The 23,111-nt window shown below is 55.6% G+C and carries 19 protein-coding genes; 17 read left to right on the forward strand and 2 right to left on the reverse strand.

The annotated features are described in order from the left end of the window. Window positions 1-3 precede the first annotated feature (3 nt). The 12 genes from GGR95_RS00395 (at window position 4) to GGR95_RS00450 (ending at window position 14,272) form a co-directional block, all read left to right on the forward strand. Window positions 4-1,125 (forward strand): carbon-nitrogen hydrolase family protein, encoded by a 1,122-nt coding sequence (locus GGR95_RS00395; RefSeq protein ID WP_184561646.1) that lies wholly within the window; start codon window positions 4-6, stop codon window positions 1,123-1,125. Window positions 1,126-1,207: 82 nt separating this feature from the next. Further along, window positions 1,208-4,015 (forward strand): aminotransferase class I/II-fold pyridoxal phosphate-dependent enzyme, encoded by a 2,808-nt coding sequence (locus tag GGR95_RS00400; RefSeq protein WP_184561648.1) that lies wholly within the window; start codon window positions 1,208-1,210, stop codon window positions 4,013-4,015. A gap of 24 nt (window positions 4,016-4,039) precedes the next feature. Further along, on the forward strand, window positions 4,040-5,497 hold the full coding sequence (locus GGR95_RS00405; protein ID WP_184561650.1) for a biotin carboxylase: 1,458 nt from the start codon (window positions 4,040-4,042) through the stop codon (window positions 5,495-5,497). A gap of 23 nt (window positions 5,498-5,520) precedes the next feature. Beyond that, window positions 5,521-6,492, forward strand: a complete 972-nt coding sequence (locus GGR95_RS00410; RefSeq protein WP_184561652.1) for a C45 family autoproteolytic acyltransferase/hydrolase — start codon at window positions 5,521-5,523, stop codon at window positions 6,490-6,492. Further along, the gene (locus GGR95_RS00415; protein WP_184561654.1) at window positions 6,492-7,595 is read left to right on the forward strand and encodes a CaiB/BaiF CoA transferase family protein; all 1,104 of its coding nucleotides are present in this window, start codon (window positions 6,492-6,494) and stop codon (window positions 7,593-7,595) included. Before GGR95_RS00410 ends, GGR95_RS00415 begins: the two co-directional genes overlap by 1 nt. Window positions 7,596-7,668: 73 nt before the next feature. After that, window positions 7,669-8,313, forward strand: a complete 645-nt coding sequence (locus GGR95_RS00420; protein WP_184561656.1) for a paraquat-inducible protein A — start codon at window positions 7,669-7,671, stop codon at window positions 8,311-8,313. After that, window positions 8,280-8,930: a paraquat-inducible protein A gene (locus GGR95_RS00425; RefSeq protein WP_184561658.1), complete on the forward strand. Its 651-nt coding sequence runs from the start codon at window positions 8,280-8,282 to the stop codon at window positions 8,928-8,930. Before GGR95_RS00420 ends, GGR95_RS00425 begins: the two co-directional genes overlap by 34 nt. After that, window positions 8,923-11,007 (forward strand): PqiB family protein, encoded by a 2,085-nt coding sequence (locus GGR95_RS00430; protein WP_184561661.1) that lies wholly within the window; start codon window positions 8,923-8,925, stop codon window positions 11,005-11,007. Before GGR95_RS00425 ends, GGR95_RS00430 begins: the two co-directional genes overlap by 8 nt. Window position 11,008: 1 nt before the next feature. Then, window positions 11,009-11,566, forward strand: coding sequence for a PqiC family protein (locus GGR95_RS00435; protein ID WP_184561663.1), 558 nt, complete (start codon window positions 11,009-11,011; stop codon window positions 11,564-11,566). A gap of 45 nt (window positions 11,567-11,611) precedes the next feature. Beyond that, complete coding sequence (smpB, locus tag GGR95_RS00440) at window positions 11,612-12,100, forward strand: SsrA-binding protein SmpB (RefSeq protein WP_184561665.1); 489 nt, start codon at window positions 11,612-11,614, stop codon at window positions 12,098-12,100. A gap of 133 nt (window positions 12,101-12,233) precedes the next feature. Then, on the forward strand, window positions 12,234-13,088 hold the full coding sequence (sseA, locus tag GGR95_RS00445) for a 3-mercaptopyruvate sulfurtransferase (RefSeq protein ID WP_184561667.1): 855 nt from the start codon (window positions 12,234-12,236) through the stop codon (window positions 13,086-13,088). After that, window positions 13,088-14,272 (forward strand): amino acid aminotransferase, encoded by a 1,185-nt coding sequence (locus GGR95_RS00450; protein WP_184561669.1) that lies wholly within the window; start codon window positions 13,088-13,090, stop codon window positions 14,270-14,272. The genes sseA and GGR95_RS00450 overlap by 1 nt, the downstream gene beginning before the upstream one ends. 147 nt (window positions 14,273-14,419) lie before the next feature. Here the strand turns inward: GGR95_RS00450 and GGR95_RS00455 are convergent, their stop codons facing one another. Together GGR95_RS00455 and GGR95_RS00460 are read right to left on the reverse strand one after the other, a co-directional pair. Further along, window positions 14,420-15,721, reverse strand: a complete 1,302-nt coding sequence (locus GGR95_RS00455) for an ammonium transporter (RefSeq protein ID WP_184561671.1) — start codon at window positions 15,719-15,721, stop codon at window positions 14,420-14,422. Window positions 15,722-15,748: 27 nt separating this feature from the next. Beyond that, the gene (locus GGR95_RS00460) at window positions 15,749-16,087 is read right to left on the reverse strand and encodes a P-II family nitrogen regulator (protein ID WP_184561673.1); all 339 of its coding nucleotides are present in this window, start codon (window positions 16,085-16,087) and stop codon (window positions 15,749-15,751) included. Window positions 16,088-16,342: 255 nt separating this feature from the next. On the opposite strand from GGR95_RS00460, the gene GGR95_RS00465 reads away from it, so the two are divergent. The 5 genes from GGR95_RS00465 (at window position 16,343) to GGR95_RS00485 (ending at window position 23,075) form a co-directional block, all read left to right on the forward strand. Beyond that, complete coding sequence (locus tag GGR95_RS00465) at window positions 16,343-18,571, forward strand: transglycosylase domain-containing protein (RefSeq protein ID WP_184561675.1); 2,229 nt, start codon at window positions 16,343-16,345, stop codon at window positions 18,569-18,571. A gap of 169 nt (window positions 18,572-18,740) precedes the next feature. Continuing rightward, window positions 18,741-20,477 (forward strand): type I secretion system permease/ATPase, encoded by a 1,737-nt coding sequence (locus GGR95_RS00470; protein ID WP_184561677.1) that lies wholly within the window; start codon window positions 18,741-18,743, stop codon window positions 20,475-20,477. Then, the gene (locus GGR95_RS00475; protein WP_184561679.1) at window positions 20,474-21,778 is read left to right on the forward strand and encodes an HlyD family type I secretion periplasmic adaptor subunit; all 1,305 of its coding nucleotides are present in this window, start codon (window positions 20,474-20,476) and stop codon (window positions 21,776-21,778) included. Before GGR95_RS00470 ends, GGR95_RS00475 begins: the two co-directional genes overlap by 4 nt. 71 nt (window positions 21,779-21,849) lie before the next feature. Further along, entirely contained in the window at window positions 21,850-22,308 is a 459-nt protein-coding gene (locus GGR95_RS00480) for a RidA family protein (protein WP_184561681.1), read from the forward strand. After that, entirely contained in the window at window positions 22,305-23,075 is a 771-nt protein-coding gene (locus GGR95_RS00485) for a glycerophosphodiester phosphodiesterase family protein (RefSeq protein WP_184561683.1), read from the forward strand. The genes GGR95_RS00480 and GGR95_RS00485 overlap by 4 nt, the downstream gene beginning before the upstream one ends. Window positions 23,076-23,111 lie beyond the last annotated feature (36 nt).

Consider the following 23,111-nt stretch of genomic DNA (forward strand, 5'->3'; position numbering starts at 1 on the left):
TCTATGACCCCTTTTGCAATTGCTGGCGTACAAATGTACGTAAACGCGCTTCAACCCAACGTCGATGGCATGATCCAGCGACTGGATATCCTGATGGCACGATTCCCGTGGACCCAGATGGTTCTGTTCTCTGAACTGGCGGCCTATGGTCCGCTGGACCAATATTCGCTGCCGCCCCAGAACGAAGCACTTGAGAAATTTCAGGCTGCTGCGGTCAAACATGGGGTTTGGTTGATCCCGGGGTCGATGTTCATTACCGATCCCGAAGACGGCCGCATCTATAACACCTCTGTGGTGATCAACCCGCAGGGCGAAATCATCCGCCGCTACGCCAAGATGTTCCCATTCCGCCCCTACGAGGCAGGCATCGCTGCGGGTACGGATTTCTGTGTGTTTGACGTGCCGGATGTGGGCCGCTTTGGCCTGTCGATCTGCTATGACATGTGGTTCCCCGAAACCACACGCCAGTTGACATCACAGGGCGTCGAAGTCTTGCTGCACCCTGTTCTGACAGGCACCACCGACCGTGACGCCGAACTGGCGATTGCACGTGCGACGGCGGCGCAGTTCCAGTGCTATGTGATTGACGTAAACGGCTTGGGTGCTGGCGGTGTAGGTAAATCCTGCGTCGTAGATCCAACCTCGATGGTGTTGCACCAATCCGCAGGCCAAGAAGATATGTTCCCGATCGAGATCGACCTCGATATGGTGCGGCGTCAGCGCGAAACAGGCATGAAAGGTTTGGGGCAGGTTCTTAAATCCTTCCGCGACCGCTCCACCGACTTTTCGGTTTATGACCGTACCAGCGGAACCGATGAATACCTCAAGACGTTGGGCCCACTAGAGATACCGCACAAGGGAACTACTGCTGGTCTAGACACCACCAGCCCTGCGATGCGGGTGCCCTATACGCCTGACACGGCGGGTAATGACAGTCTGCCGGGCTTTGCTTTCAAAGTGCCGCCAGCCTTCCCTGCCGAGCCTTTGCCAAACCCGACTGCTGGCACCGCTGTGCCGGTGGTTGATCATACTGCGGTTGTCGCACCTGCGGCCACCGTTCCTAATCCAACTGTCAAACCCGGTGTTCTTACCGGAACGACGGACACAGACACATCTAGCGGCTAGGCGTTTGCACGCGGGGCGGGTAAATACCCGCTCCGTTCTCATCGCAACGCCTTGCTGCGCAGACTTTGCGGAGTGAGACAGAATGCATGCGATGAGAGACTATTCGTCAGCGATCCAATTGCGATCCGACCGGTGGAGCGCTCTGCGCGAAGCCACCAGCGCCTTGACGCGCAACCCAAGTGCGGGGGAAGCGTCGCAATTGCGCGGTACTGTTGAAAGCTTGTTTGAGTCGCTAGGCGATATGGAGTCCTACTGGGCTTTCCCAGGCAAGCAGGCCTTTGCCCTGATCCGCCGTCACTTTGATCAAGGCAAACTGGATGACGTCAGCTTTGCCGTGAACCGCATCACGCGGGCGTTGACCACTGGGGCCTATCGCCGCCGTTCCATCCCGCTGGAGCGCGATAGTGTTGATCAGGACGAGCAGGATGACGAGGCACACCTGAGCGTCGAGATGCGCGCGCTGTCCAAGCCCTATTTCGAAGTGCTGATCGTGGATAGTGTGAACGATCATCAGGAACGCTGGCTGAAGGCCAATGTGACGGGTATGCGTCGCCCCGAAGACCCGTTCATTTATGAAGCCGTTGTTGTACCCTCGATTGAGGATGCACTGATCGCGGTGTTGTTTAACCACAACATTCAGGCCATCGTGGTGCGCCCGGGACTGGTTTTGCACTCTGACAAAGTGGAAGAAATCCTGACGCGATATCTGGCGCGTGCAGGGGGGCGTGACGAAATTGACGCGATTCCGCCCGAGAATTACGGCCCAGAATTGTGCCGGATGATCGCCAAGGTTCGTCCCGAGCTGGATGCCTATCTGGTGACTGAACGCTCGGTTGAGGATATCGCAGGTCTGGAACTGGGAATTTGCCGCCGCGTTTTCTATAACTCCGAAGACTTCATGGAACTGCATCTGAACATCCTGCGCGGTGTACAGGCGCGGAACAAATCGCCGTTCTTTACGGCGCTTGTTGAATACTCCAAACAGCCGACGGGTGTTTTCCACGCGATGCCGATCAGCCGCGGGAAATCCATTACGCGGTCCCATTGGATTCAGGATATGGGTGCGTTTTACGGTCCCAATATCTTCCTTGCGGAAACCTCGGCCACTTCCGGGGGATTGGACAGCTTGCTGGAACCACACGGTCCGATCAAAGAGGCGCAAGAGCTGGCCAGCCGTGCTTTTGGCTCTAAACAGACGTTTTTTGCCACCAACGGCACATCGACCTGTAACAAGATCGTTGTGCAGGCGTTGTTGCAACCCGGTGATATCGTGCTGATTGACCGTGATTGTCACAAATCGCACCATTACGGCATGGTGCTGGCAGGTGCGCAGGTCAGCTATCTAGACAGCTATCCTCTCAGCAAATACTCAATGTATGGGGCGGTGCCGCTGAGTGAAATCAAAGAACGCCTGTTGCAGATGAAGGCACAGGGCAAGCTGGACCGCGTGCGGATGCTGCTGCTGACCAACTGCACGTTCGACGGGCTGGTTTATAACGTCGAGCGGGTGATGCAGGAATGTCTGGCGATTAAGCCTGATCTGATCTTTCTCTGGGATGAGGCATGGTTTGCCTTTGCCCGTTTCAACCCGACATATCGCCAACGTACAGGCATGAACGCCGCCAATGTGCTGCGCGCCAAGTTCAAAACCGCTGCACATCGCGAGGCCTATGAGGCGCAGCAAGAAGAGCTGAAAGATGCAAGCCACGAAACCTTGCTGAAAACCCGCCTGATCCCGCCGCCGACAGCGCGGGTGCGGGTCTATTCCACGCAGTCCACCCATAAAACCCTGACCAGTCTGCGTCAGGGCAGCATGATCCACGTCAACGATCAGGACTTTAAAGGCGAGGTCGAGCAGAGCTTCCACGAAGCCTATATGACGCACACGTCGACTTCACCGAACTATCAGATCATCGCATCGCTGGATGTGGGGCGCCGTCAGGTTGAACTGGAAGGCTTTGAATTTGTGCAGCGCCAGATCGAGGCTGCGATGTCTATGCGCCGCGCCATCAGCGATCACCCGTTGTTGCAAAAGTACTTTAAGGTCCTGACAGCCGGCGACATGATCCCCGAAGAGCACCGCGAAAGTGGCGTGACCAGCTATTACGACGCTGAACAAGGCTGGACCGATCTGTGGGATTGCTGGGAGCGCGACGAATTTGTGCTGGACGCCAGCCGCGTGACGCTGCTGGTTGGTGGTACAGGTTGGGACGGAGATACCTTTAAGAACAAGGTGTTGATGGATAAATACGGTATCCAGATCAACAAAACCTCACGCAACACAGTTCTGTTTATGACCAACATCGGCACGACACGGTCAAGCGTCGCCTATCTGATCGAAGTTTTGGTCGAGATTGCGAATTCGCTGGACGAATTGAACGATGACGCTTCGGGCATGGAAAAGCTGGCGTTTGACCGCCGCGTGAAAAATCTGCTCGATAATTGCCCGCCGCTGCCTGATTTCAGTCGCTTCCACAAAGCGTTCCTAGAAAGCGGCAATAGCGCCGAAGGGGATATTCGCAAGGCGTTCTTCCTCGCTTATAATGACAAGAATTGTGATTATCTGGAGTTGGACGGCACATTAAAAGATGCGATGGCGCGGAGCGAGACGATTGTATCGGCCAGCTTTATCATTCCCTATCCTCCGGGCTTTCCCATTCTGGTGCCAGGGCAGGTGATCAGTCAGGAAATCCTGTCCTTCATGCGCGCGTTAGATGTGAGCGAAATTCACGGCTATCGGCCTGATTTAGGGCTGCGGGTGTTCACGCAAGAGGCGCTTGAAGGCGCGGAGGGCACGCCTAAGCCCGTTGCGGTATTAGAAAGCCCGCAAGTGGAGACGCCACAGTTGGAAAAACCAGCGCCAAAAGCATCGAAAAAGACATCGACTTAATTATTAAAGATAAGGAGCACGACTATGGCTACCGTTCTTAGAAATATCTCGGAAATCCGCCGTTTCTTTCACCGTAACGAAGACCCTGTTTATTTCATCTCGGCGACCAACTTTAACCTGTTGGGCCTTGATGAATGGGTGAAGAATTTCAAATATATCTGCTATATCGACTGCTACGGCGGCAAACACCCCAACGTGTTCTGCCCCTCCGAGCAGCCCCATGCAGAGTTCCAGTCCATCGAGGATATCAACAACTATCTGTTGCAGCATAAAGAAGTCATCGACTTTATCAAAAAGCGCGGAGGCAAGCCCAAGTTCGTGTTCCTGATGTTTGATGAGGAAACGGAGCGTTTGTCCAAAGAATTGGGCGCAGAAGTGTGGTTCCCGAAAGCGAAACTGCGCACCAAGATGGACAACAAGATCGAAACCGTGCGGATCGGTAACAAGGCGGGGGTGCCTTCGGTGCCGAACACATTGGCCGAAGTGAAATCTTATGAAGACCTGCGCAAGACCTGCGAAAAGGCAGGCATCGGGCATGATCTGGTGCTGCAATCTGCCTTTGGCGACAGCGGCCACACGACGTTCTTTATCAAAAACGAAGCCGACTTCCGCCGCCACCAATCCGAGATCATCGGTGAGGGCGAGATCAAGATCATGAAACGGATCAGTTGCCGCGGTGCCGCGATTGAGGCCTGCGCGACCAAAGAGGGCACAATCGTTGGTCCGTTGATGACGGAACTGGTCGGTTTCAACGAATTGACGCCTTATCGTGGCGGTTGGTGTGGCAATGAAATCCTGTCCACTGCCTTCCCGCCCAAAGTCCGCCAACAGGCGCGTGATCTGACCTTCAAGTTCGGGGAACAGCTGCGCAAGGAAGGCTATCGCGGGTATTTTGAGCTCGACTTCCTGATCGACAAAAAAACAGGCGAGCTTTGGTTGGGCGAGTTGAATCCGCGTATCACGGGCGCGTCCTCTATGACCAACCACGCGGCATTTGCCCATGCGGATGCCCCGTTGTTCTTGTTCCACTTGTTGGAATTCTCCAAGAAGAAATTCAATCTGGATGTTGACGAGTTGAACGCGCGTTGGGCCGAGCCCGATAACATCGACAGCTGGAGCCAGATGGTGATTAAACACACCAAAGACAGCGTTGATATCTGCACCGAAGCCCCGGAGACTGGCATCTATAAGATGCGTGAAGATGGCTCTGTGGTGTGGGACCGTTTCGATTATCACCGCCGCGCTGTAGAGAGCGAAAACGAAGCGTTCTTCTTGCGTATTTTGCGGCCAGGTGATTACCGCTATGAGGGGGCCGACATTGGTATTCTTGTGACGCGCGGGCGTTCGATGACGAAAAGTTTCCAGTTGAATGAACGTGCGAAAAAGTGGATTCACGGCATCAAAAGCGCAGTAGAAGGCAAACCATTGCCAGCGGCGTCGGCAGATCCCTTGCTTTCTGATCCAGCGTTCAAGATCCTTTAAGGTAATTGATAGGAAGGCGGCCCATGTATTGGCGCGCAATCTCCGAGGATTTGCCCGGCCCGAAATGGGCCGGGCTTTTCCGTGAATACTGGCCCAATTATCGGGCATGGTGGCTCAAAGAAGGTGAGACCGCCCGCCCGACCTATGCCGCAAGTCTAAGGGCCTTGCGTACCCATATGCCCGAGATGGTGCCGCTGTACGAAGAGCTGTGCGAGCTGGCAGGCGGCGGTGACCACGCAGCGCGCTTCCTAAGCTTTTACACACCCCCGCCCTATCTGGCGAGTTGCTCACAAGCGGTTTGGGGCGGCAAGCAGCCTGTGTTGGTACGCAATTACGATTATAATCCAAAGGCGTTTGACAGCCTTGTCTTACGCACGCGCTGGATGGGTCGTGCGGTGATGGGCACGTCAGACGGGCTGTGGGGGCTGGTGGACGGTGTGAACGACAAAGGCTTGTCCATCTCGCTGACCTTTGGCGGCAGGCGTGTGGCGGGAGATGGATTTGGCGTGCCGTTGATCCTGCGCTATGTCCTGCAAATCTGCGAAACAGCGGAAGAAGCAGGCGAGGTGTTGGCCCGCGTGCCGACACATATGAGCTATAATGTGACTGTGTTAGACCGCAAACGCAATTACCTGACGGTGATGATGGCGCCAGACCGCCCTGCGGTGATCACCCATGCCGCGGTGGCGACAAACCACCAAGAAAACGTGGAATGGATCAGCCATGCGCGGTTTACCGCAACGGTTGAGCGCGAGCGGTTCTTGCTGCACCGGTTGCGCTTTCACCAAGACCCGGAAGAGAAATTCATCAACGCATTTCTGCGCCCACCGTTGTACTCTACGGCGTTTAACTATGGTTTTGGCACGCTCTACACCGCCGTTTATCGACCGCGCAAACAAGAGATGGAGCTGCGCTGGCCCGGAGTGGTCTGGCCGCTGTCACTGAAAGAATTTGAAGAAGGCGCCCGTGAGGTGACACTGCCGGGAGTGGTATAATGGCTGGACCCTTAGCATCGTTGAAAGTGGTCGAATTTTCGGGCCTTGGGCCTGCGCCCCTTGCAGGGCAATTGCTGGCTGATCTGGGGGCTGATGTGGTCACCGTGGACCGCAAGACAGCGCCTGCTGATCCCACAGATGTAAACAGACGCGGCAAGCGCTCGGTGGTATTAGACCTGAAAAATGCAGTTGGACTGGAGGCTGCGCATCGGCTGATCGAGGCCAGTGATGTGTTGATTGAGGGCTTTCGTCCGGGTGTGATGGAGCGGTTGGGCCTCGGCCCTGACTCCTGCCCCGAGCGGTTGATCTATGCGCGCATGACAGGCTGGGGGCAGGAGGGGCCGCTGTCGCAAACTGCGGGCCATGACATCAACTATCTGGCGCTGACGGGGGCGTTGCACGCCATGGGTGACGCTGACCGCCCGCCTGTGCCGCCGTTGAATATGGTCGCCGATTACGGCGGGGGTACAATGTTTTTGCTGTTGGGCATTCTGAGCGCGGTGATAGAGCGCGGGATTTCTGGCAAAGGGCAGGTGGTGGATGCCGCGATGGTGGATGGCGTCCCTGCCATGATGGGCCTGATCCACAGCATGTTGGCGCAGGGCCGATGGACTGAGGAGCGCGGCACAAATTGGCTGGATGGCGGCGCACCGTTTTATCGTTGCTATACTTGTTCTTGTGGCGGTTTTGTCTCGGTAGGGGCGCTGGAGCCGCAGTTCCATGCGCTGCTGTTGGAAAAGACTGGGCTACCGCAGGACCATCAAGCCAGTCAAAACGATGAGACACATTGGCCCAGACGGCATGCGCAGTATACGCAGGCCTTTGCACAGAAAAGCAGGGATGAATGGGCGGCGATATTTGACGGCAGCGATGCCTGTGTCGCGCCCGTGCTAACCTTTTCCGAGGCGCAGTTTCATCCGCATATGGCCGCACGCAAAACCTTTATCGCGCCGCAAGGTGTTCTACAGGCTGCCCCCGCTCCCCGCTTCAGCCGAAGTGCAGTGCCTGCGCCCAAAGTTCCGGCTGCTGTCGGGGCCGATACTGCCGCAGTGCTTGGGGCGTTGGGGTATGGAGAGGCTGACATTATTGCCATTGTCGATTGATAAAAGTGGCGAATTCTTGCGCCGGACGCAAATGACAGTGTTAACCCACCCTTGCTAAGGCTATATATAGTCGATGTCTCAAGTTGCCGACCTTTCTCACGCGCCTCTGGAAGAACTGATTGTTTGTCCAGTATGTGATGCAACCTACCAGTTGCAGCGCCCCAAAAATGGTGAGCGCGCAGTTTGTGTGCGGTGTCACAAAGTGCTGATCGCGCCGCGCCGCAAGGCGGGAATGCAGATCATTGCCGTGGCCGTGGCCGTGGTGGTGTTGATCTCTGCGGCCAGTATGCTCCCGTTTTTGAAGATATCGGCGGCGGGGCGTAGCAATTCAGTCTCTATTATTGATGCGGCGTTGTCCTTTACTGAAGGACCCATGCTGGTGTTGGCCTTGCTGACAGCTGGATTCATCCTATTTGTACCTTTGCTGCGTATGATGTTGACGATTTATGTGCTGGTCCCTGTTGTGCTTGACCGTCCGGCGGCACGGCATGCGGTTCAGGCATTCCGTTTGTCAGAGGCTTTGCGCCCTTGGTCGATGGCCGAGATTTTCGCGCTTGGCTGTGCGGTGGCCTTGGTTAAAGTGGCGGATTTGGCGACCGTTGGATTTGGTCCTGCTTTTTGGATGTTTGGCGTTTTGGTTGTTCTTGTGATCGTGCAAGATAGTTTTTTGTGTAAGTGGTCTGTATGGAACTCTCTGGAACATCCCAAAAAACGATAACCGCCCGTGAGGCAGGTTTGGTTGCATGTACGCGCTGCGCGCGGGCGTGGCCTTTGGGCACGCCTGTCTGCGGGCGTTGTGGCGCCAAATTGGTGTCGCGCAAAGAGAACAGCCTGCAACGTGTTTGGGCGCTGTGGATTGTCGGGTTGATATGCTATTTCCCGGCCAATCTTTATCCGATGCTACTCACGCGGCAATTGTTCACCGAGACGGATAGCACCATCATCAGCGGCGCTGTTGATCTGGCGCATCACGGGGCATTTGGCATTGCTGCGATCATTCTTATTGCCTCTGTTGTCATCCCGCTGGGCAAGTTTTGGGCGATTGCCTTTCTTGCTGTGAGCGTACGGAAGCAAGGTGGCATCGCATCGCATCGCAGGTTGCTGATGTTCGAAGTTGTCGAATATATTGGCCGCTGGTCGATGATTGACATATTTGTGGTCGCAATCTTGTCTGCCTTGGTGCAGATCAAAGGCCTTGTTACGATTAATCCGGGGCCAGCTGCGTTCTTTTTTGCCCTATCTGTTATTTTCACTATGTTATCTGCTCAGGCATTCGATCCTCGCATGATCTGGGATGCGCAAGACAACGACAACGAGGTGCCTGACCATGGCTGATACCCCCCCCAAAGTAGAAATCCAGTCCACTAAAAAGGCATGGCTTTCGGGTGCGTCCTTTATCTGGATCATTCCGATGCTTGCCCTTGTTGTGGCGTTTGGGGTTGCTTGGCAATCTTATGCCTCACGCGGTCCTTTGATTGTGGTCGAATTCAGTGATGGCGCCGGCATCACCGCCGGTGAAACCGCATTGAAGTACCGCGATGTCGAAGTTGGCATCGTAGAGAATGTGACCTTTACCGGAGATTTGTCGCGGGTTGAGGCGCATATCCGTCTGCAAAAGAATGTCGCGGAATATATTGATGAGAGCTCTGTTTTCTGGATTGTACAGCCCGAAGTGACCGCGCAAGGTATCACGGGCCTAAGCACAGTTCTAAGCGGTGTCTATATTGAGGGCTCGTGGGATAATGAGATTGGCCCAGATGCGGATCGGTTCAAAGGGTCTGATGTGGCACCTTTGATCAAACCGGGTGGCAGTGGCCTACAGATTGCGTTCCGCACGACCACCAATGGAACGTTGACGGACAACGCGCCGATCATGTTTCGCGGCATTCAGGTGGGTCAAGTTGGCCGCGCACAGATTGCCCGCAGTGGGGCGTTTGCGATCAGTGAGGGCCTGATTTATGAAGAACACCGCAATTTGATCAGCTCGTCCACGCGGTTCTGGGACACTTCCGGCTTCAGCTTTTCTGTCGGGCCAACAGGTGCAGAAATTGACTTTAGCTCCTTGGCGACATTGATTGGGGGCGGGATTACTTTTGATACATTTGTGTCTGGCGGAGCGCCTGCGCGTGACGGTCAAGTCTTTGAGGTTTTCGGAGAGAAAGAGGCTGCAAGGAACAGTCTGTTCACAACTTCAGAAGTTGATCCTCTGCGGATGAGCGTGATCTTTGATGAAAACGTATCCGGCTTGTCGGTTGGTGCGCCAGTGGAGTTGAGCGGCTTTCGCATCGGTTCTGTTGAAAGTCTCTCTGGTATCGTTGATGTCGCCAAATTCGGTGACAGCCGTGTCCGGTTGAATGTGATTTTGTCGATACAGCCGTCGCGCTTGGGTCTTCAGGACGATGTGTCGGCTGACGGGGCGCTGGCCTTGATGAAAGACCGCGTTGTGAATGGGCTGCGTGCGCGGTTGGCATCGGCCAGCCTGCTGACTGGTGGTTTGAAAGTTGAATTACTGGAGGTTGAGGATGCACCTGCTGCCGAATTGACGGCCAATGGTCTTGATCTGCCGATCATGCCGACGACAGAAAGCCTGACTTCGGATGCGGCGGCAACTGTGGAGGGCGTATTTACCCGTATCAACAACCTGCCCATCGAAGAGCTGTTGAACAGCGCGATAAACGTGATGAACTCGGCCGAGATGTTGATGTCCAACGGCGATTTGCAAAAGGTTCCGGGTGACGTGAGTACCTTGCTGAAAGACATTTCAGAGATCGTGACCTCTGATGATGTGCAAAACATTCCTGTTGCGCTGAATGCGACACTAATGCGGGTTGAGGGACTGGTCGCAGAACTGGAGAAACAGCGGATCGCCGAGACACTGGGTAAAACCCTGACGGCTGCTGCCGAAGCAGCTGATGCGGTGACCTCTTCTGTAGAGGGTGTGCCCGAGTTGATCGCCGAACTTCAGACCGTTGCTGACAAAGCGGCGACACTGGAGTTTGATGTTCTTATTCAAGAACTGACCTCGCTGACCTCTTCTGCCGAGGCGTTGATCAGTAGCCCGGAAACCGCGCAATTGCCTGTGGCTTTGGCGGGCGCATTGGATCAATTGAACGCGACTTTGAAAGAGTTGCGTGAGGGCGGAGCCGTGCAAAACGTCAATCTGACCTTGGCATCGGCGCGTAATGCGGCGGATAGTATCGCGGTTTCTGCCCGTGACCTGCCGCAGATGATCACCCGCCTGAATGCGCTATTTGTGCAAGCGGGCCAGACCATTGATGGCTATAACAAAGGTGATCAGCTCAGCCGTGCTGCCGAGGCTGCACTGCGTGACATTCAACAAGCTGCGGGCGCGCTGGAGAAGCTGGCGCGTACCATCGAACGAAATCCTAATTCTCTGCTGCTGGGAAGATAATATGACTTTTATGAAACCACTTGTCACCGCTGCCACGCTGGCATTCCTGACCGCTTGCGGCACTCCAAATAGCATCGCGGTACAGCCGCCTGCTGTGACCGAAACGGTGCGGATCGCTTTCCGCTCGGTTGAGGTGAAAGACGTGTCTTTGCCCAGCTACGCTGCTGCTGATGAAATCGCACAGCAAGCGCCTGACGGCTCTATGGTCACCTCCAAGGTACTGTGGGCGGATGCGCCTGAGCGTGCAATCGGGCTTGAGCTTAGCCGCAACCTTGCGCGTATGACCAAAGCACGGGTCGCAGCAGAGCCATGGCCGTTTGAAGAAAGCGCAGCCGCTACGCTGGATGTGCGTTTTGCGGATTTGGTTGCGGGGACCGACGGCGTGTTTCGCGCAACGGGTCAGTATTTCGTAGGTGTCTATGGCGGGCGCGAGCGTTCTGGCCTGTTTGACCTGAATCTTGCCTATGATGCCGACGGGGGCCCAGCGGCTATCGCCAAAGCACGGGGGCAAATCGTGCTGGACCTTGCCAAATTTATCGCACGTGACGGGTTGCGCTAGGGGTTACCCTTGCGCGGCGCGCATTCGCGTCCTACATCGTCTGCTATGGCACAGGTAAAATCATCATCCAAATCCGACCCTAACTATAAGGTCATCGCAGAAAACCGCCGCGCGCGGTTTGATTATGCAATCGAGGACGATGTCGAATGCGGCATTATTCTGGAAGGGTCCGAGGTCAAGAGCCTGCGTATGGGCGGCTCTAACATCGCCGAGAGCTATGCAGCGGTGGAGGATGGTGAACTGTGGTTGGTGAACAGCTACATCGCGCCCTACAAACAGGCCAAGACATTTGGCCATGAAGAGCGCCGTCGCCGCAAGCTGCTGGTCAGCCGCAAGCAACTGGTAGAGATGTGGAACGCTACTCAGCGTAAGGGGATGACCCTTGTGCCGTTGGTGATGTATTTCAACCATCGCGGCAAGGCCAAGATCAAAATCGGCATCGCCAAAGGTAAACAGCTGCACGATAAGCGTGCGGACTCTGCCAAACGGGATTGGTCACGCCAGAAGTCACGCCTGCTTAAAGAACACAGCTAAGGGCGCAAACGCTGCCTTTTGACGTATTCCGTGAGCTGTTTTTCTCTAAAAGACCTCTAGCAGTGCGTGCATTGCCTTGCCCCGATTTTCATGTCGGAGTAGTCAGGATGGGTGTCACAATGAGGAACCTGCCATGACTGATGATCCAAAAACACTTGTTTCAACCGAATGGTTGGCAAAACACCTCAAAGACCCTGATTTGCGCATTCTGGATGCGTCGTGGTATTTACCAGCAGCCGCGCGTGATCCAAAGGCAGAGTACGAAGCTGCCCATATTCCCGGCGCACGGTTTTTTGACATTGATGAAATTTCGGATGGCCGTTCAAGCCTGCCGCATATGGCCCCCCCGATTGAAAAATTCATGTCGCGGATGCGGGCGATGGGTGTGGGGGATGGCCATCAGGTTGTTGTCTATGACGGATCGGGCATCATGTCTGCGCCGCGTGTGTGGTGGCTGTTCAAACTGATGGGCCAAGAGAACGTGGCCGTGTTGGATGGTGGTATGCCCAAATGGGTGGCCGAGGGCCGCGCAACCGAAGACATGCCGCCGATGCCGCGTGATCGCCATATGACGGTACGCTTCCAGAACCATTTGGTGCGCGATGTTACGCAAGTGGCCCATGCCTCCAAATTGGGTGCGCCGCAAATTGTCGATGCGCGCGCCGCCGAGCGTTTTCGTGGCGATGCGCCAGAACCGCGTGAAGGTCTGCGTGCAGGTCACATCCCAAAATCGCGCAATGTGCCATTTGGGACGCTGTTGAACGCGGATAAAACAATGAAATCCCCTGATGAAACCCGCGCCATTTTTGAGGCCGCTGGTGTTGATCTGGGCTTGCCTGTTATCACATCCTGCGGGTCCGGTGTGACGGCAGCGGTGCTGGCATTGGCATTGGAAAGAATGGGCCACCACGAGTGGGCCTTGTATGACGGATCATGGAGTGAGTGGGGGATGTTCCCCACCGTCCCAGTCGCTACCGGAGAAGCGTAATGTTCGAGACCTTAAAGCAGCAACCCGCAGATAAAATTCTGGCACTGATCCAGATGTACCGCGATGATCCACGTGACAACAAGGTAGACCTTGGCGTTGGTGTCTACAAAGATGCCACCGGACTGACGCCTGTTATGCGCGCTGTTAAAGCCGCCGAGATGCAGCTGTGGGAAACTCAAAACAGCAAAGCCTATACGGGTCTTGCAGGTGATCCTGCCTTTGGCGATGCGATGGTTGATCTGGTTTTGGGCGGCTCTGTGCCACGGGCCAATGTGGCGGCAGCGGCCACGCCGGGTGGCACGGGTGCCGTGCGGCAGGCGTTTGAACTGGTGCAGATGGCGCGGCCTGATGCGCGTGTGTTTGTGTCTAACCCGACATGGCCCAACCATCTATCCATTCTGGCCTATCTGGGTATGGAAATGGTGCCTTACCGCTACTTTGACGAAGAAACACGCGGCGTTGATTTTGACGGGCTGATTGCTGATCTGAAGACGGCGAAAAAAGGCGATTTGGTGCTGTTGCACGGATGTTGCCACAACCCGACAGGTGCGAACCTGAATGGTGCTGAATGGGATGAAGTTATCAAGGTTTTGCTGGAAACTGGCGCAACCCCGATGATCGACATCGCTTATCAAGGCTTTGGCGATGGGCTGCAAGAAGATGCAGCGGCCACGCGCAAGGTGGCGGCGGCTGTGCCTGAGTGCCTGATCGCGGCAAGCTGTTCCAAGAATTTTGGCATCTACCGCGAACGCACAGGCCTGTTGATGGTGGTGAGTGCGGATAGCAGCGCGCAGGCGTTAAACCAAGGTTCCTTGGCCTATCTGAACCGCCAGAACTTTAGTTTCCCGCCTGATCACGGTGCGCGTCTGGTCACGATGATCCTGAATGATGCCGAGTTGCGCGCCGATTGGCAGGCCGAATTGGAAGATGTGCGTCTGTCTATGTTGGGTCTGCGCAGCCAGCTTGCAGCGGAATTGCAACGCTTGTCTGGATCGGATCGTTTTGGGTTCATTGGGCAGCACCGTGGCATGTTCTCGCGTTTGGGCACAACGCCACAGATGGTTGAGAAACTGCGTGCGGATCACGGGATTTACATGGTGGGTGACAGCCGCATGAACATCGCTGGATTGAACGCGCAGACAGTGCCGATCCTTGCCAAGGCGATCATCGACGCAGGCATCTGACCCTGCCCACCTTCTGATTTCGATAGAACGCCGCGCTCACACCCGAGCGCGGCGTTTTTGCGTTAGTGGTCATCAGACATGAAAAAGCCCCGAACGTTTCCGCGCGGGGCTTGATCTTTGCGTCTCGCTTGCCTGTGGGCAGGCGGTTTAGCTTTTGGAGAACTCGGGGTAGGCTTCCATGCCCAACTCGGAAATGTCGAGACCTGCGATCTCGGCTTCTTCGCTGACGCGGATACCTACGGTTGATTTAAGGATCATCCAGACGATCGAGGAGACGACGAAGACGAAGGCACCGATGGCGGCAAAGCCCATGATCTGTGTCGCAAAGGATGTGTCTGCGGTGTAGACGGGAACAACCAGCGTCCCCCAGAAGCCTGCCAGCAGGTGAACGGGGATCGCGCCGACAACGTCATCGATCTTGAGCTTGTCGAGGAAGGGAACCGCGAAGACCACGATCGCGCCACCAACTGCACCAATCCAAAGCGCACCAAACAGAGTTGGGTCAAGCGGACCAGCTGTGATGGATACCAGACCGGCAAGTGCGCCGTTCAGAACCATCGTCAGGTCGACCTTTTTGTACATGATCTGTGTCAGAGCAAGTGCGGCAATGGCACCGGCTGCAGCGGCCATGTTGGTGTTTGCAAAGATTTGCGCGATGGCATCTGCATCAACCATGGAGCCCATGGCCAGCTGTGATGCGCCATTGAAGCCGAACCAACCCAACCACAGGATAAAGGTACCCAGTGTTGCCAAGGGCAGGTTGGAGCCTTGCATTGGCATAACGCGGCCACCTTTGTACTTGCCGATACGCGGTCCAAGAATGATTGCACCTGCAAGTGCAGCAAAACCACCAGCCGCGTGTACCAATGTGGAACCTGCAAAGTCGCTAAAGCCTGCGTCAGACAACCAGCCTGCGCCCCACTGCCAGCTTGCTTCGATCGGGTAGATGAAGCCCGTCAGGATCACGGTAAAGATCAGGAAGGGCCACAGTTTGATGCGCTCGGCCAATGTGCCGGAAACGATCGAGGCTGTGGTTGCACAGAACATCAACTGAAAGAAGAAGTCGGAGGCGTTAGAGTAGCCACCCGCGTCGATTGTTGTTTTGATGTCTTTTGTGCCGAAAGAACCCAGCACGCCTTGGATCGTCCATGCGTCGCCCGGGTACATGATGTTATAGCCTACCAGCCAGTACATGATGGCCGCCAGCGCAAACAATGCGATGTTCTTGGTCAGCTGTGTTGTTACGTTCTTGGAACGCACCAGACCTGCTTCGAGCATCGAGAAGCCTGCGGCCATCCAGAATACCAAAAAGCCACCGATCAGGAACAGTAGTGTGTTGAAGATAAAGGCCGTCTCGGATGCGGTTGCATACTCGACGTCCTGTGCCAGCGCCAAAGACGGCAACAGCGCAGCTGTGGCGGCCAATGGAAGGAGAATACGTGATTTCATGTTGTCATTTCCTCAATCTTAAGAAGATCAAATAGCGTCTTCGCCGGTTTCACCGGTACGCACGCGCACCGCTTGCTCGACATCGAGCACAAAGATCTTGCCGTCACCGATCTTGCCGGTTTGGGCGGTCTTGCTGATGACTTCGACCATTTGGTCCGCAACGCCGTCGGCGACGACCAGCTCCAGTTTGACCTTCGGCACAAAGTTCACGACGTATTCAGCGCCGCGATAGATTTCTGTATGGCCGGATTGAGCGCCGAAGCCCTTGATCTCAGTGACCATCAGACCACGAACGCCCGCTTCGCTCAGCGCTTCGCGGACCTCTTCGAGTTTGAATGGTTTGATTGTGGCAATGATGAGTTTCACCTAATTGTCCCCTCTTGGTTCGCAGGTTTTCCCTGCATAATGCCGTTTGAGAAAACTGGATAAGGCTGGTCGAAGGAAAGGTTGTGAGGGGATTTGAACCGTATTGTCTGGCTTGGATGCTTAATTAATGCGCAAATGTAGAGATGTGCGTAAAATGTGGGCAAAATTATGAAGCCGTGAGGTGGATCAGGCGCTAAACAATTCTCACTCAACCGTCTAAGATGCAGCAAAACAATAGGCGAGCAGGCCCGAAATATGAGTGATTCATCCAAGCGCAAGCGTACTTTGGTTGCGGACAACCGTTATGGCCGCAAGGCTGCTGCAGCACCGAAGGCCGCAGCAAAACCCAAAGCCAAGCCCAAAGCGAAACGTACCCGCAAGCCGCAGCGCCCGCGCCGTGGGGGTATCTTGGGGCTGTTGTTGGGATTGGTGCGCTGGATTATGCGATTGATCTGGGTGGTGACATCGCGCTCGGTATTGGTCGGGTGTATCGTTTTGGGCCTGATTGTCGGCTATTTCTACACAACTTTGCCTCCATTTGAAGAGTTCACGGATGGCCGCGCTAGTGGCTCTGTGACTTTGCTGGACAACAACGGCACGACGTTTGCGTGGCGCGGGGATCAGTTTGGCGGCATGGTGACGGCCGAAAACGTCTCGCCGCATCTTAAGAATGCTGTGATCGCAACAGAAGACAAGCGGTTCTACCAGCATTTCGGCCTCAGCCCGCGTGGTATCGCCTCGGCTGTGCGCATCAACCTCAGCGAAGGGCGCGGTCCATTGTCTGGCCACGGTGGTTCGACCATTACCCAGCAGACTGCGAAACTGTTGTGTCTGGGAGAGCCTTTTGATCCGACTGCAGGCATAACCGAAGCGCAATATGAGGCAGAGTGCCGCCGTGGTTCCCTTGTACGAAAAGCAAAAGAGGCGGTTTTCGCGCTGGCGATGGAGGCGAAATACTCCAAGAATGAAATTCTGTCGATCTACCTGAATCGCGCCTATTTGGGCGGCGGTGCTTATGGTGCCGAGGCCGCATCCGAACGGTTCTTTGGAAAACACGCTTCAGAAGTTAATCCGTCAGAGGCGGCAATGATTGCGGGATTGCTGACCGCACCAAGTACGCTGGCCCCTACGGCCAACCTTGAACGGTCTCAAAATCGTGCGGCAACCGTGCTGCGCTTGATGGCCGAGCAAGGCTATCTGACCGATGAGGAAGCGGCGTTGGGGCAAGCAAACCCTGCCGTACTATCGGAGGCAGCCGAAGCGCGGGCTGGTGGGTATTTTGCCGATTGGGTGATGTCGACGGGGCCTGAGTTCTTTACCCGCAAAACCACGGAAGACGTGATTATCCGCACAACCTTGGATCAGCGGATGCAACGGGCAGCCGTTGAGGGGTTGAATTATATCTTCGAAAACAAGGTCCGCTCGGGGTCAAAGGCCGAAGCGGCGATTGTTGTGATGAGTGCCGATGGTGCCGTGCGTGCGATGGTTGGCGGGCGCAATACCAAAGTGTCAGGCGCGTTCAACCGTGCCACGCAGGCGATGCGTCAGACGGGATCGGCATTCAAACCTTTCATCTACGCGGCGGCACTTGATCTGGGGTATTCTCCGAACGATCTGGTGGATGACAGTCCTTACTGCCTGAACGTCCCTGGCTCAGGCCAATGGTGTCCCAAGAACTATACCAATCGTTTTATCGGCCAAACCACGATGACAAACGCACTGGCGCAATCGCTGAACATTCCAGCGGTCAAGATATCAGAATCTGTGGGCCGTGAAACAGTTGCCACTGTTGCATCGCAATTCGGTATCAAAAGCGATTTGGCTGCTGGGCCTGCGATGGCACTGGGTTCGTCTGAAAGCACATTGATTGAAATGACAGGTGCTTTTGCAGGCATCCTTAACGGGGGGTCTTCGGTCACGCCTTATGGGCTGATTGATCTACGTCTGCGCGGCGATAGCGAGCCGATGATGGGCACCGGTGGTGGTATCGGCGAACGGGTTATTCAAGAAAATGCGGCTGGGCAGTTGATTTACATGATGGAGAAAGTCGTCTCCGAGGGGACCGGCGGGCGCGCAAAATTTGGGGGTCGCCAGTTGGCTGGTAAAACGGGCACCACTTCTGCGGCGAAAGATGCGTGGTTTATCGGATTTTCGGCTGACTATGTCGCGGGCGTTTGGATGGGGTATGACGATAATACGCCGCTCAAGGGCGTGACGGGCGGTGGCTTGCCTGCGGAAATTTGGCGCGAGGTGATGTTGCGGGTTCATGAAGGCGTGCCAGAGCGGCCTTTGCCAATGGTACAGCCAGCCCCGGCGCAAGTCGTGTTCCAAGGCGACGTGAACGAAGTTGTGCCGTTGGAACAGCAAGCGCCGACAAGGCAACCTGATCGACCGACGAACATCATTGATCAGGTTTTGCAGGACATCTTTGGCGGCGGTGGGGGCGGTGGGCGCTCTGGCGAACCGACCGGGAGCAACCGGTAAAAGAATGAACCAGTGTGTCTCAATCGTTCTTTAAGTGAATCTGTTTAGCTTCTGAGCAGAGTTGATGCTTGACTGGGGGCTAGGCACGGGGTGGTATTGCCCCGGCTATCGGGCCAGACGATGAAGAATTTAATCGTGTGACATCCTTTGTGGTGTACGGAGGGTGTCGATGCAGACCGAAATTACAACACGCGGACGCGAAGAACTGCGTCAAACCCGTAAACGCAGCCGGACGTTATATTGGACGGTCGGTGTTTTCTCGGCTTTTGCAAACCTGCTGATGCTGACGGGCCCATTGTATATGTTGCAGGTCTATGACCGCGTGTTGGGATCGGGCAGCGAAGAAACACTGATGGCTTTGTCGCTGTTGGTTGTGTTTCTTTATGCAGTGATGGGTATTCTGGACTATGCCCGCGGGCGGATTATGGCGCGCGTGGGGGCGCGTTTTCAGGATGATCTGGATCGACGTGTTTTTGATGCGGTGGTGCGTAAGTCCGCAATTGCACCTGACGATAAAACCAATGCCAGCCTTGCGGATTTAGAGGCTGTCCAACGGACCATCACATCGCCAGTTCTCATGGCAGCTTTTGACTTACCTTGGACGCCCATCTTCTTTGCTGCGATTTTTCTGTTTCATCCCTATCTGGGGTATCTTGCATTGGTCGGCGCGGCTGTTCTTGTCGCGATAGCGATCGCCAACCAATTTCTGTCACGTGGCGCACAGGCGCGTGCTGCCGTGGCAGGGCAGCAAGCAACGGGGATGTCTGATCAAATTCGCACCGAGGCGGAAATGGTGCAGGCGATGGGTATGCGCGATGCGGCCTTTACCAGATGGCAAAAAGCCCGCAGCGAAGCCTTGGTCAGCCATGTGCGGGCCACGGATGTGGGCGGTACATTTACGTCTATGACAAAAACGCTGCGCCTGTTTTTGCAATCTGCGATGTTGGGTTTGGGGGCCTATCTGGTCTTGCAAAACGAAATGACCGCAGGGGCGATGATTGCTGGTTCAATCTTACTGGGGCGGGCTTTGGCCCCTGTGGAATTGGGGCTGGGCCAATGGCCGGTTGTGCAGCGCGGGGTAACGGGATGGCGCAATTTGGCGCAACTATTGGGGACTGTCGCGCCGGAAGGGCAACGTACTGAACTGCCGAAACCACGTGCAATACTGGCGGCCAAAAACCTGATTGTCGTACCGCCCGGCGACAAACAAGCCGCGCTTAAATCAATCTCATTTACAGTTGAGCCGGGCCAGGCTGTTGGTGTGATCGGCCCGTCTGGTGCGGGGAAATCTACGTTGGCGCGTGCTTTGACTGGTGTTTGGCGTCCTGCGGGTGGGTCCATTCGCCTAGATGGTGCCGCGCTAGAGCATTACGGAAGCGAGACATTAGGCCGCTATATCGGGTATCTTCCGCAGCGGGTGTCGCTGTTTGATGGAACGATTGCCCAAAATATCTCGCGCCTTCTGGAAAACCCCAATGATGCCAAAGTTGTCGCGGCGGCTAAAATGGCAGCGGCACATGAGATGATTTTGGAGTTTCCAGACGGGTACGATACGATGATACGCTCTGGTCAGGTGCGCCTGTCAGGCGGGCAAATGCAACGCATCGGTCTGGCGCGGGCGCTTTATGACGATCCTGTCATTCTGATTTTGGATGAACCAAACTCCAATCTGGACAACATCGGCTCGCAAGCCCTGAATCAGGCGATCCGCACAATGAAAGCCGCAGGGGGATCGGTGTTGATCATGGCACATCGGCCTGCGGCGATACAGGAGTGCGACAGGTTGCTGGTACTGGATGGCGGCGTTCGAATGGCCTTTGGCCCTAAAGACGAGGTGCTGAAGGGCATGGTAAAGAACCATCAGCAAATTCAACAAGCGCCCAAAGGCGCAGGGGGCGTGGCATGAGCGGGTCCAACAAATGGAGCGCATGGCGTCCTGTCCTGTTTGGCAGTTTGGCGATTTTGGTACTTTTCGGCGGGTTCGGTACTTGGGCTGTTATGTCCAATATCGCGGGGGCCATCGTGGCTTCTGGCCGGATTGAGGTGGATCGTAACCGGCAAGTCGTACAGCATGACACTGGTGGGACTGTGGAAGAGATTCTTGTCCGCGAGGGGGATCTGGTAAAGGCAGGTGATCTGTTGATCCAGTTGGACCCGGAACAGGCGGGGTCTGAATTGACCTTGGTTGAAGGGCAGTTGTTTGAACTGATGGCGCGGCGTGGCCGTTTGCAGGCGCAGCGCGACGAGGCGGATGAGATTAAATTCCCACCTGCACTTTTGGACGTCGCCAAGACAAATGAAGATGCTCAAGAGTTGATGAATGGCCAGCGCAACCTCTTTGAGGCGCGCCGTAACAGTGTTTTTCAGGAACGTGAGCAATTGGCCAAGCAGGCCAGTCAGATCGAAGACCAAATTTCGGGAATCCGTGCGCAAGAAACCTCGCTTGCGGCCCAGTTAGAGTTGATTGAGCCGCAATTGGTCAACCAGCAAAAGCTGTTGGACAGTGGGCTGGCGCAGGCGGCCTCGGTTCTGAGGCTTCAACAAGAGAAGGCCAGCCTAACAGGTGAAGTCGGGAGATTGGTTGCATCACGTGCTCAAGCAGAGGGACGTATTACCGAGATCGAGATTATGGGCCTGAAACTAGGTACATCGGGGCGTGAAGAGGCGATCACCCAGTTGCGTGAAATTCGGTATCGTGAACTGTCTCTTATTGAACAGCGCCGCGCATTGCTGGCCACGATTGACCGTCTGGATATCCGTGCGCCTGTGTCTGGAATCGTTTATTCCATGCAAGTGACCACGCCACGTTCTGTTATTCGGTCGGCGGAGCCGCTGATGTTTCTGGTGCCGCAAGATCGGCCGCTGGTCATCGCGGCGCGGGTGATGCCGACGAATATTGATGAAGTCTCGGTGGGTCAGGAAGTAAAATTGCGCCTATCGTCTCTGGATCAGCGCACCACGCCTGAGTTGACAGGTCAGGTCATGTTGATCTCGGCGGATGCTTTGACGGATGAGGGAACAGGCCTCAGCTATTTCCGCGCTGAGATCACGCTGTCTCCCGGAGAGATTGAGCGGCTGGAGGAGGGCACAATCCTTTTGCCGGGGATGCCGGTGGATGCGTTTATCAAGACGGGTGACCGCTCACCGCTGACCTATCTGCTCAAACCTATGGCTGATTATTTTGCAAGGTCGTGGCGCGAAAGTTGATGCGGGGTCTTTCCCCCTCGCAACAACAAGGCTAGCGTCCGGCCAGTATAATCGATCAAAGGACCCACACCATGAGCCTAGCAAAACGCCTGACCGATCAGGGCATCACCCTACCTGACGCATCCGCTCCCGCCGCCAACTATGTGCCTTTTGTGCAGGTCGGAAATATCGTCTATGTGTCGGGACAGATTTCGCGCAATGACGACGGGTTGATTACAGGCGTTCTGGGCGACGATATGAGCATTGAAGACGGCGCTGCGGCGGCAAAAACATGTGCACTGCAATTGTTGGCGCAGGTGAAGGCCGCATGTGGGGGCGATATGGATCGCCTTGTGCGCGTTGTGAAACTGACCGGATTTGTGAACTCTACCAAAGATTTCACCGATCAGCCCAAAGTGATCAATGGCTGTTCCGACTTTCTGGTTGAGGCGCTGGGTGATGCTGGCCGTCACGCACGTTCGGCAGTATCCGCCGTTGCACTGCCGATGGGCGTTGCTGTTGAGATCGAAGGCATCTTTGAAGTATCATGACCGCAAAACTACTACCACGCAGCTTTGTAACGCAACCGCTGGCGCACCGTGCGCTGCATGATATCGAAAATGGTCGCCCTGAGAATTCTCGCGCGGCTATTCAGGCTGCGATCGATGCAGGCTATGGGATTGAAATTGACGTGCAGTTAAGCGCCGATGGCGTGGCGATGGTCTTTCACGACTATCAGCTTGATCGCCTGACCGAGGCGAAAGGCCCTGTGCGTTTGCTTAGTGCTGCGGCGCTCAAAGCAATCCCGCTGCGGGGGGGGGATGAAACGATCCCTGATCTGGGCGAGGTTCTGGCCTTGGTCGCGGGGCAGGTGCCGTTGTTGGTCGAAGTGAAGGATCAAGACGGTGCCATGGGCACCAATGTTGGCGCGCTAGAGCGTGCCACGGCGCAAGCGCTCCAAGGCTATCAAGGGGACGTGGCCGTGATGTCGTTTAATCCCCATTCTGTCGCAATGATGCAGCAGCTGTGTCCGGATGTGCCCCGTGGGATTACCACCTGTTCCTATCGCCCCATGGATTGGCCGCTGCCCACAGCCACCTGTGACGCGCTGCGGGAGATCCCCGATTACAGTCGCGTTGGTGCCTGTTTCATCAGCCATGAGGCTGATGATCTGGACAATCCGCGAGTCGGTGAACTCAAGCAAGAGGGGGCGGTTATCTGTAGCTGGACGATCCGCAGCACCGAAGAAGAGGCGGCAGCGCGGCGCGTGGCGGATAACATCACGTTTGAGGGCTATTTGGCTGCAATCGACGCTTGAAGATTGCGCAAGTCGCCCCACCTTAAAAGGTAGCAC

It is taken from the genome of Sulfitobacter undariae (assembly GCF_014196805.1).
In the GTDB taxonomy this organism is placed as follows: domain Bacteria; phylum Pseudomonadota; class Alphaproteobacteria; order Rhodobacterales; family Rhodobacteraceae; genus Sulfitobacter; species Sulfitobacter undariae.

Coding starts and splice junctions, on each gene's coding strand:
- GGR95_RS00395 (WP_184561646.1), top strand. CDS start 4: ATGACCCCTTTTGCAATTGCTGGCGTACAAATGTACGTAAACGCGCTT.
- GGR95_RS00400 (WP_184561648.1), top strand. CDS start 1,208: ATGCATGCGATGAGAGACTATTCGTCAGCGATCCAATTGCGATCCGAC.
- GGR95_RS00405 (WP_184561650.1), top strand. CDS start 4,040: ATGGCTACCGTTCTTAGAAATATCTCGGAAATCCGCCGTTTCTTTCAC.
- GGR95_RS00410 (WP_184561652.1), top strand. CDS start 5,521: ATGTATTGGCGCGCAATCTCCGAGGATTTGCCCGGCCCGAAATGGGCC.
- GGR95_RS00415 (WP_184561654.1), top strand. CDS start 6,492: ATGGCTGGACCCTTAGCATCGTTGAAAGTGGTCGAATTTTCGGGCCTT.
- GGR95_RS00420 (WP_184561656.1), top strand. CDS start 7,669: ATGTCTCAAGTTGCCGACCTTTCTCACGCGCCTCTGGAAGAACTGATT.
- GGR95_RS00425 (WP_184561658.1), top strand. CDS start 8,280: ATGGAACTCTCTGGAACATCCCAAAAAACGATAACCGCCCGTGAGGCA.
- GGR95_RS00430 (WP_184561661.1), top strand. CDS start 8,923: ATGGCTGATACCCCCCCCAAAGTAGAAATCCAGTCCACTAAAAAGGCA.
- GGR95_RS00435 (WP_184561663.1), top strand. CDS start 11,009: ATGACTTTTATGAAACCACTTGTCACCGCTGCCACGCTGGCATTCCTG.
- smpB (WP_184561665.1), top strand. CDS start 11,612: ATGGCACAGGTAAAATCATCATCCAAATCCGACCCTAACTATAAGGTC.
- sseA (WP_184561667.1), top strand. CDS start 12,234: ATGACTGATGATCCAAAAACACTTGTTTCAACCGAATGGTTGGCAAAA.
- GGR95_RS00450 (WP_184561669.1), top strand. CDS start 13,088: ATGTTCGAGACCTTAAAGCAGCAACCCGCAGATAAAATTCTGGCACTG.
- GGR95_RS00455 (WP_184561671.1), bottom strand. CDS start 15,721: ATGAAATCACGTATTCTCCTTCCATTGGCCGCCACAGCTGCGCTGTTG.
- GGR95_RS00465 (WP_184561675.1), top strand. CDS start 16,343: ATGAGTGATTCATCCAAGCGCAAGCGTACTTTGGTTGCGGACAACCGT.
- GGR95_RS00470 (WP_184561677.1), top strand. CDS start 18,741: ATGCAGACCGAAATTACAACACGCGGACGCGAAGAACTGCGTCAAACC.
- GGR95_RS00475 (WP_184561679.1), top strand. CDS start 20,474: ATGAGCGGGTCCAACAAATGGAGCGCATGGCGTCCTGTCCTGTTTGGC.
- GGR95_RS00480 (WP_184561681.1), top strand. CDS start 21,850: ATGAGCCTAGCAAAACGCCTGACCGATCAGGGCATCACCCTACCTGAC.
- GGR95_RS00485 (WP_184561683.1), top strand. CDS start 22,305: ATGACCGCAAAACTACTACCACGCAGCTTTGTAACGCAACCGCTGGCG.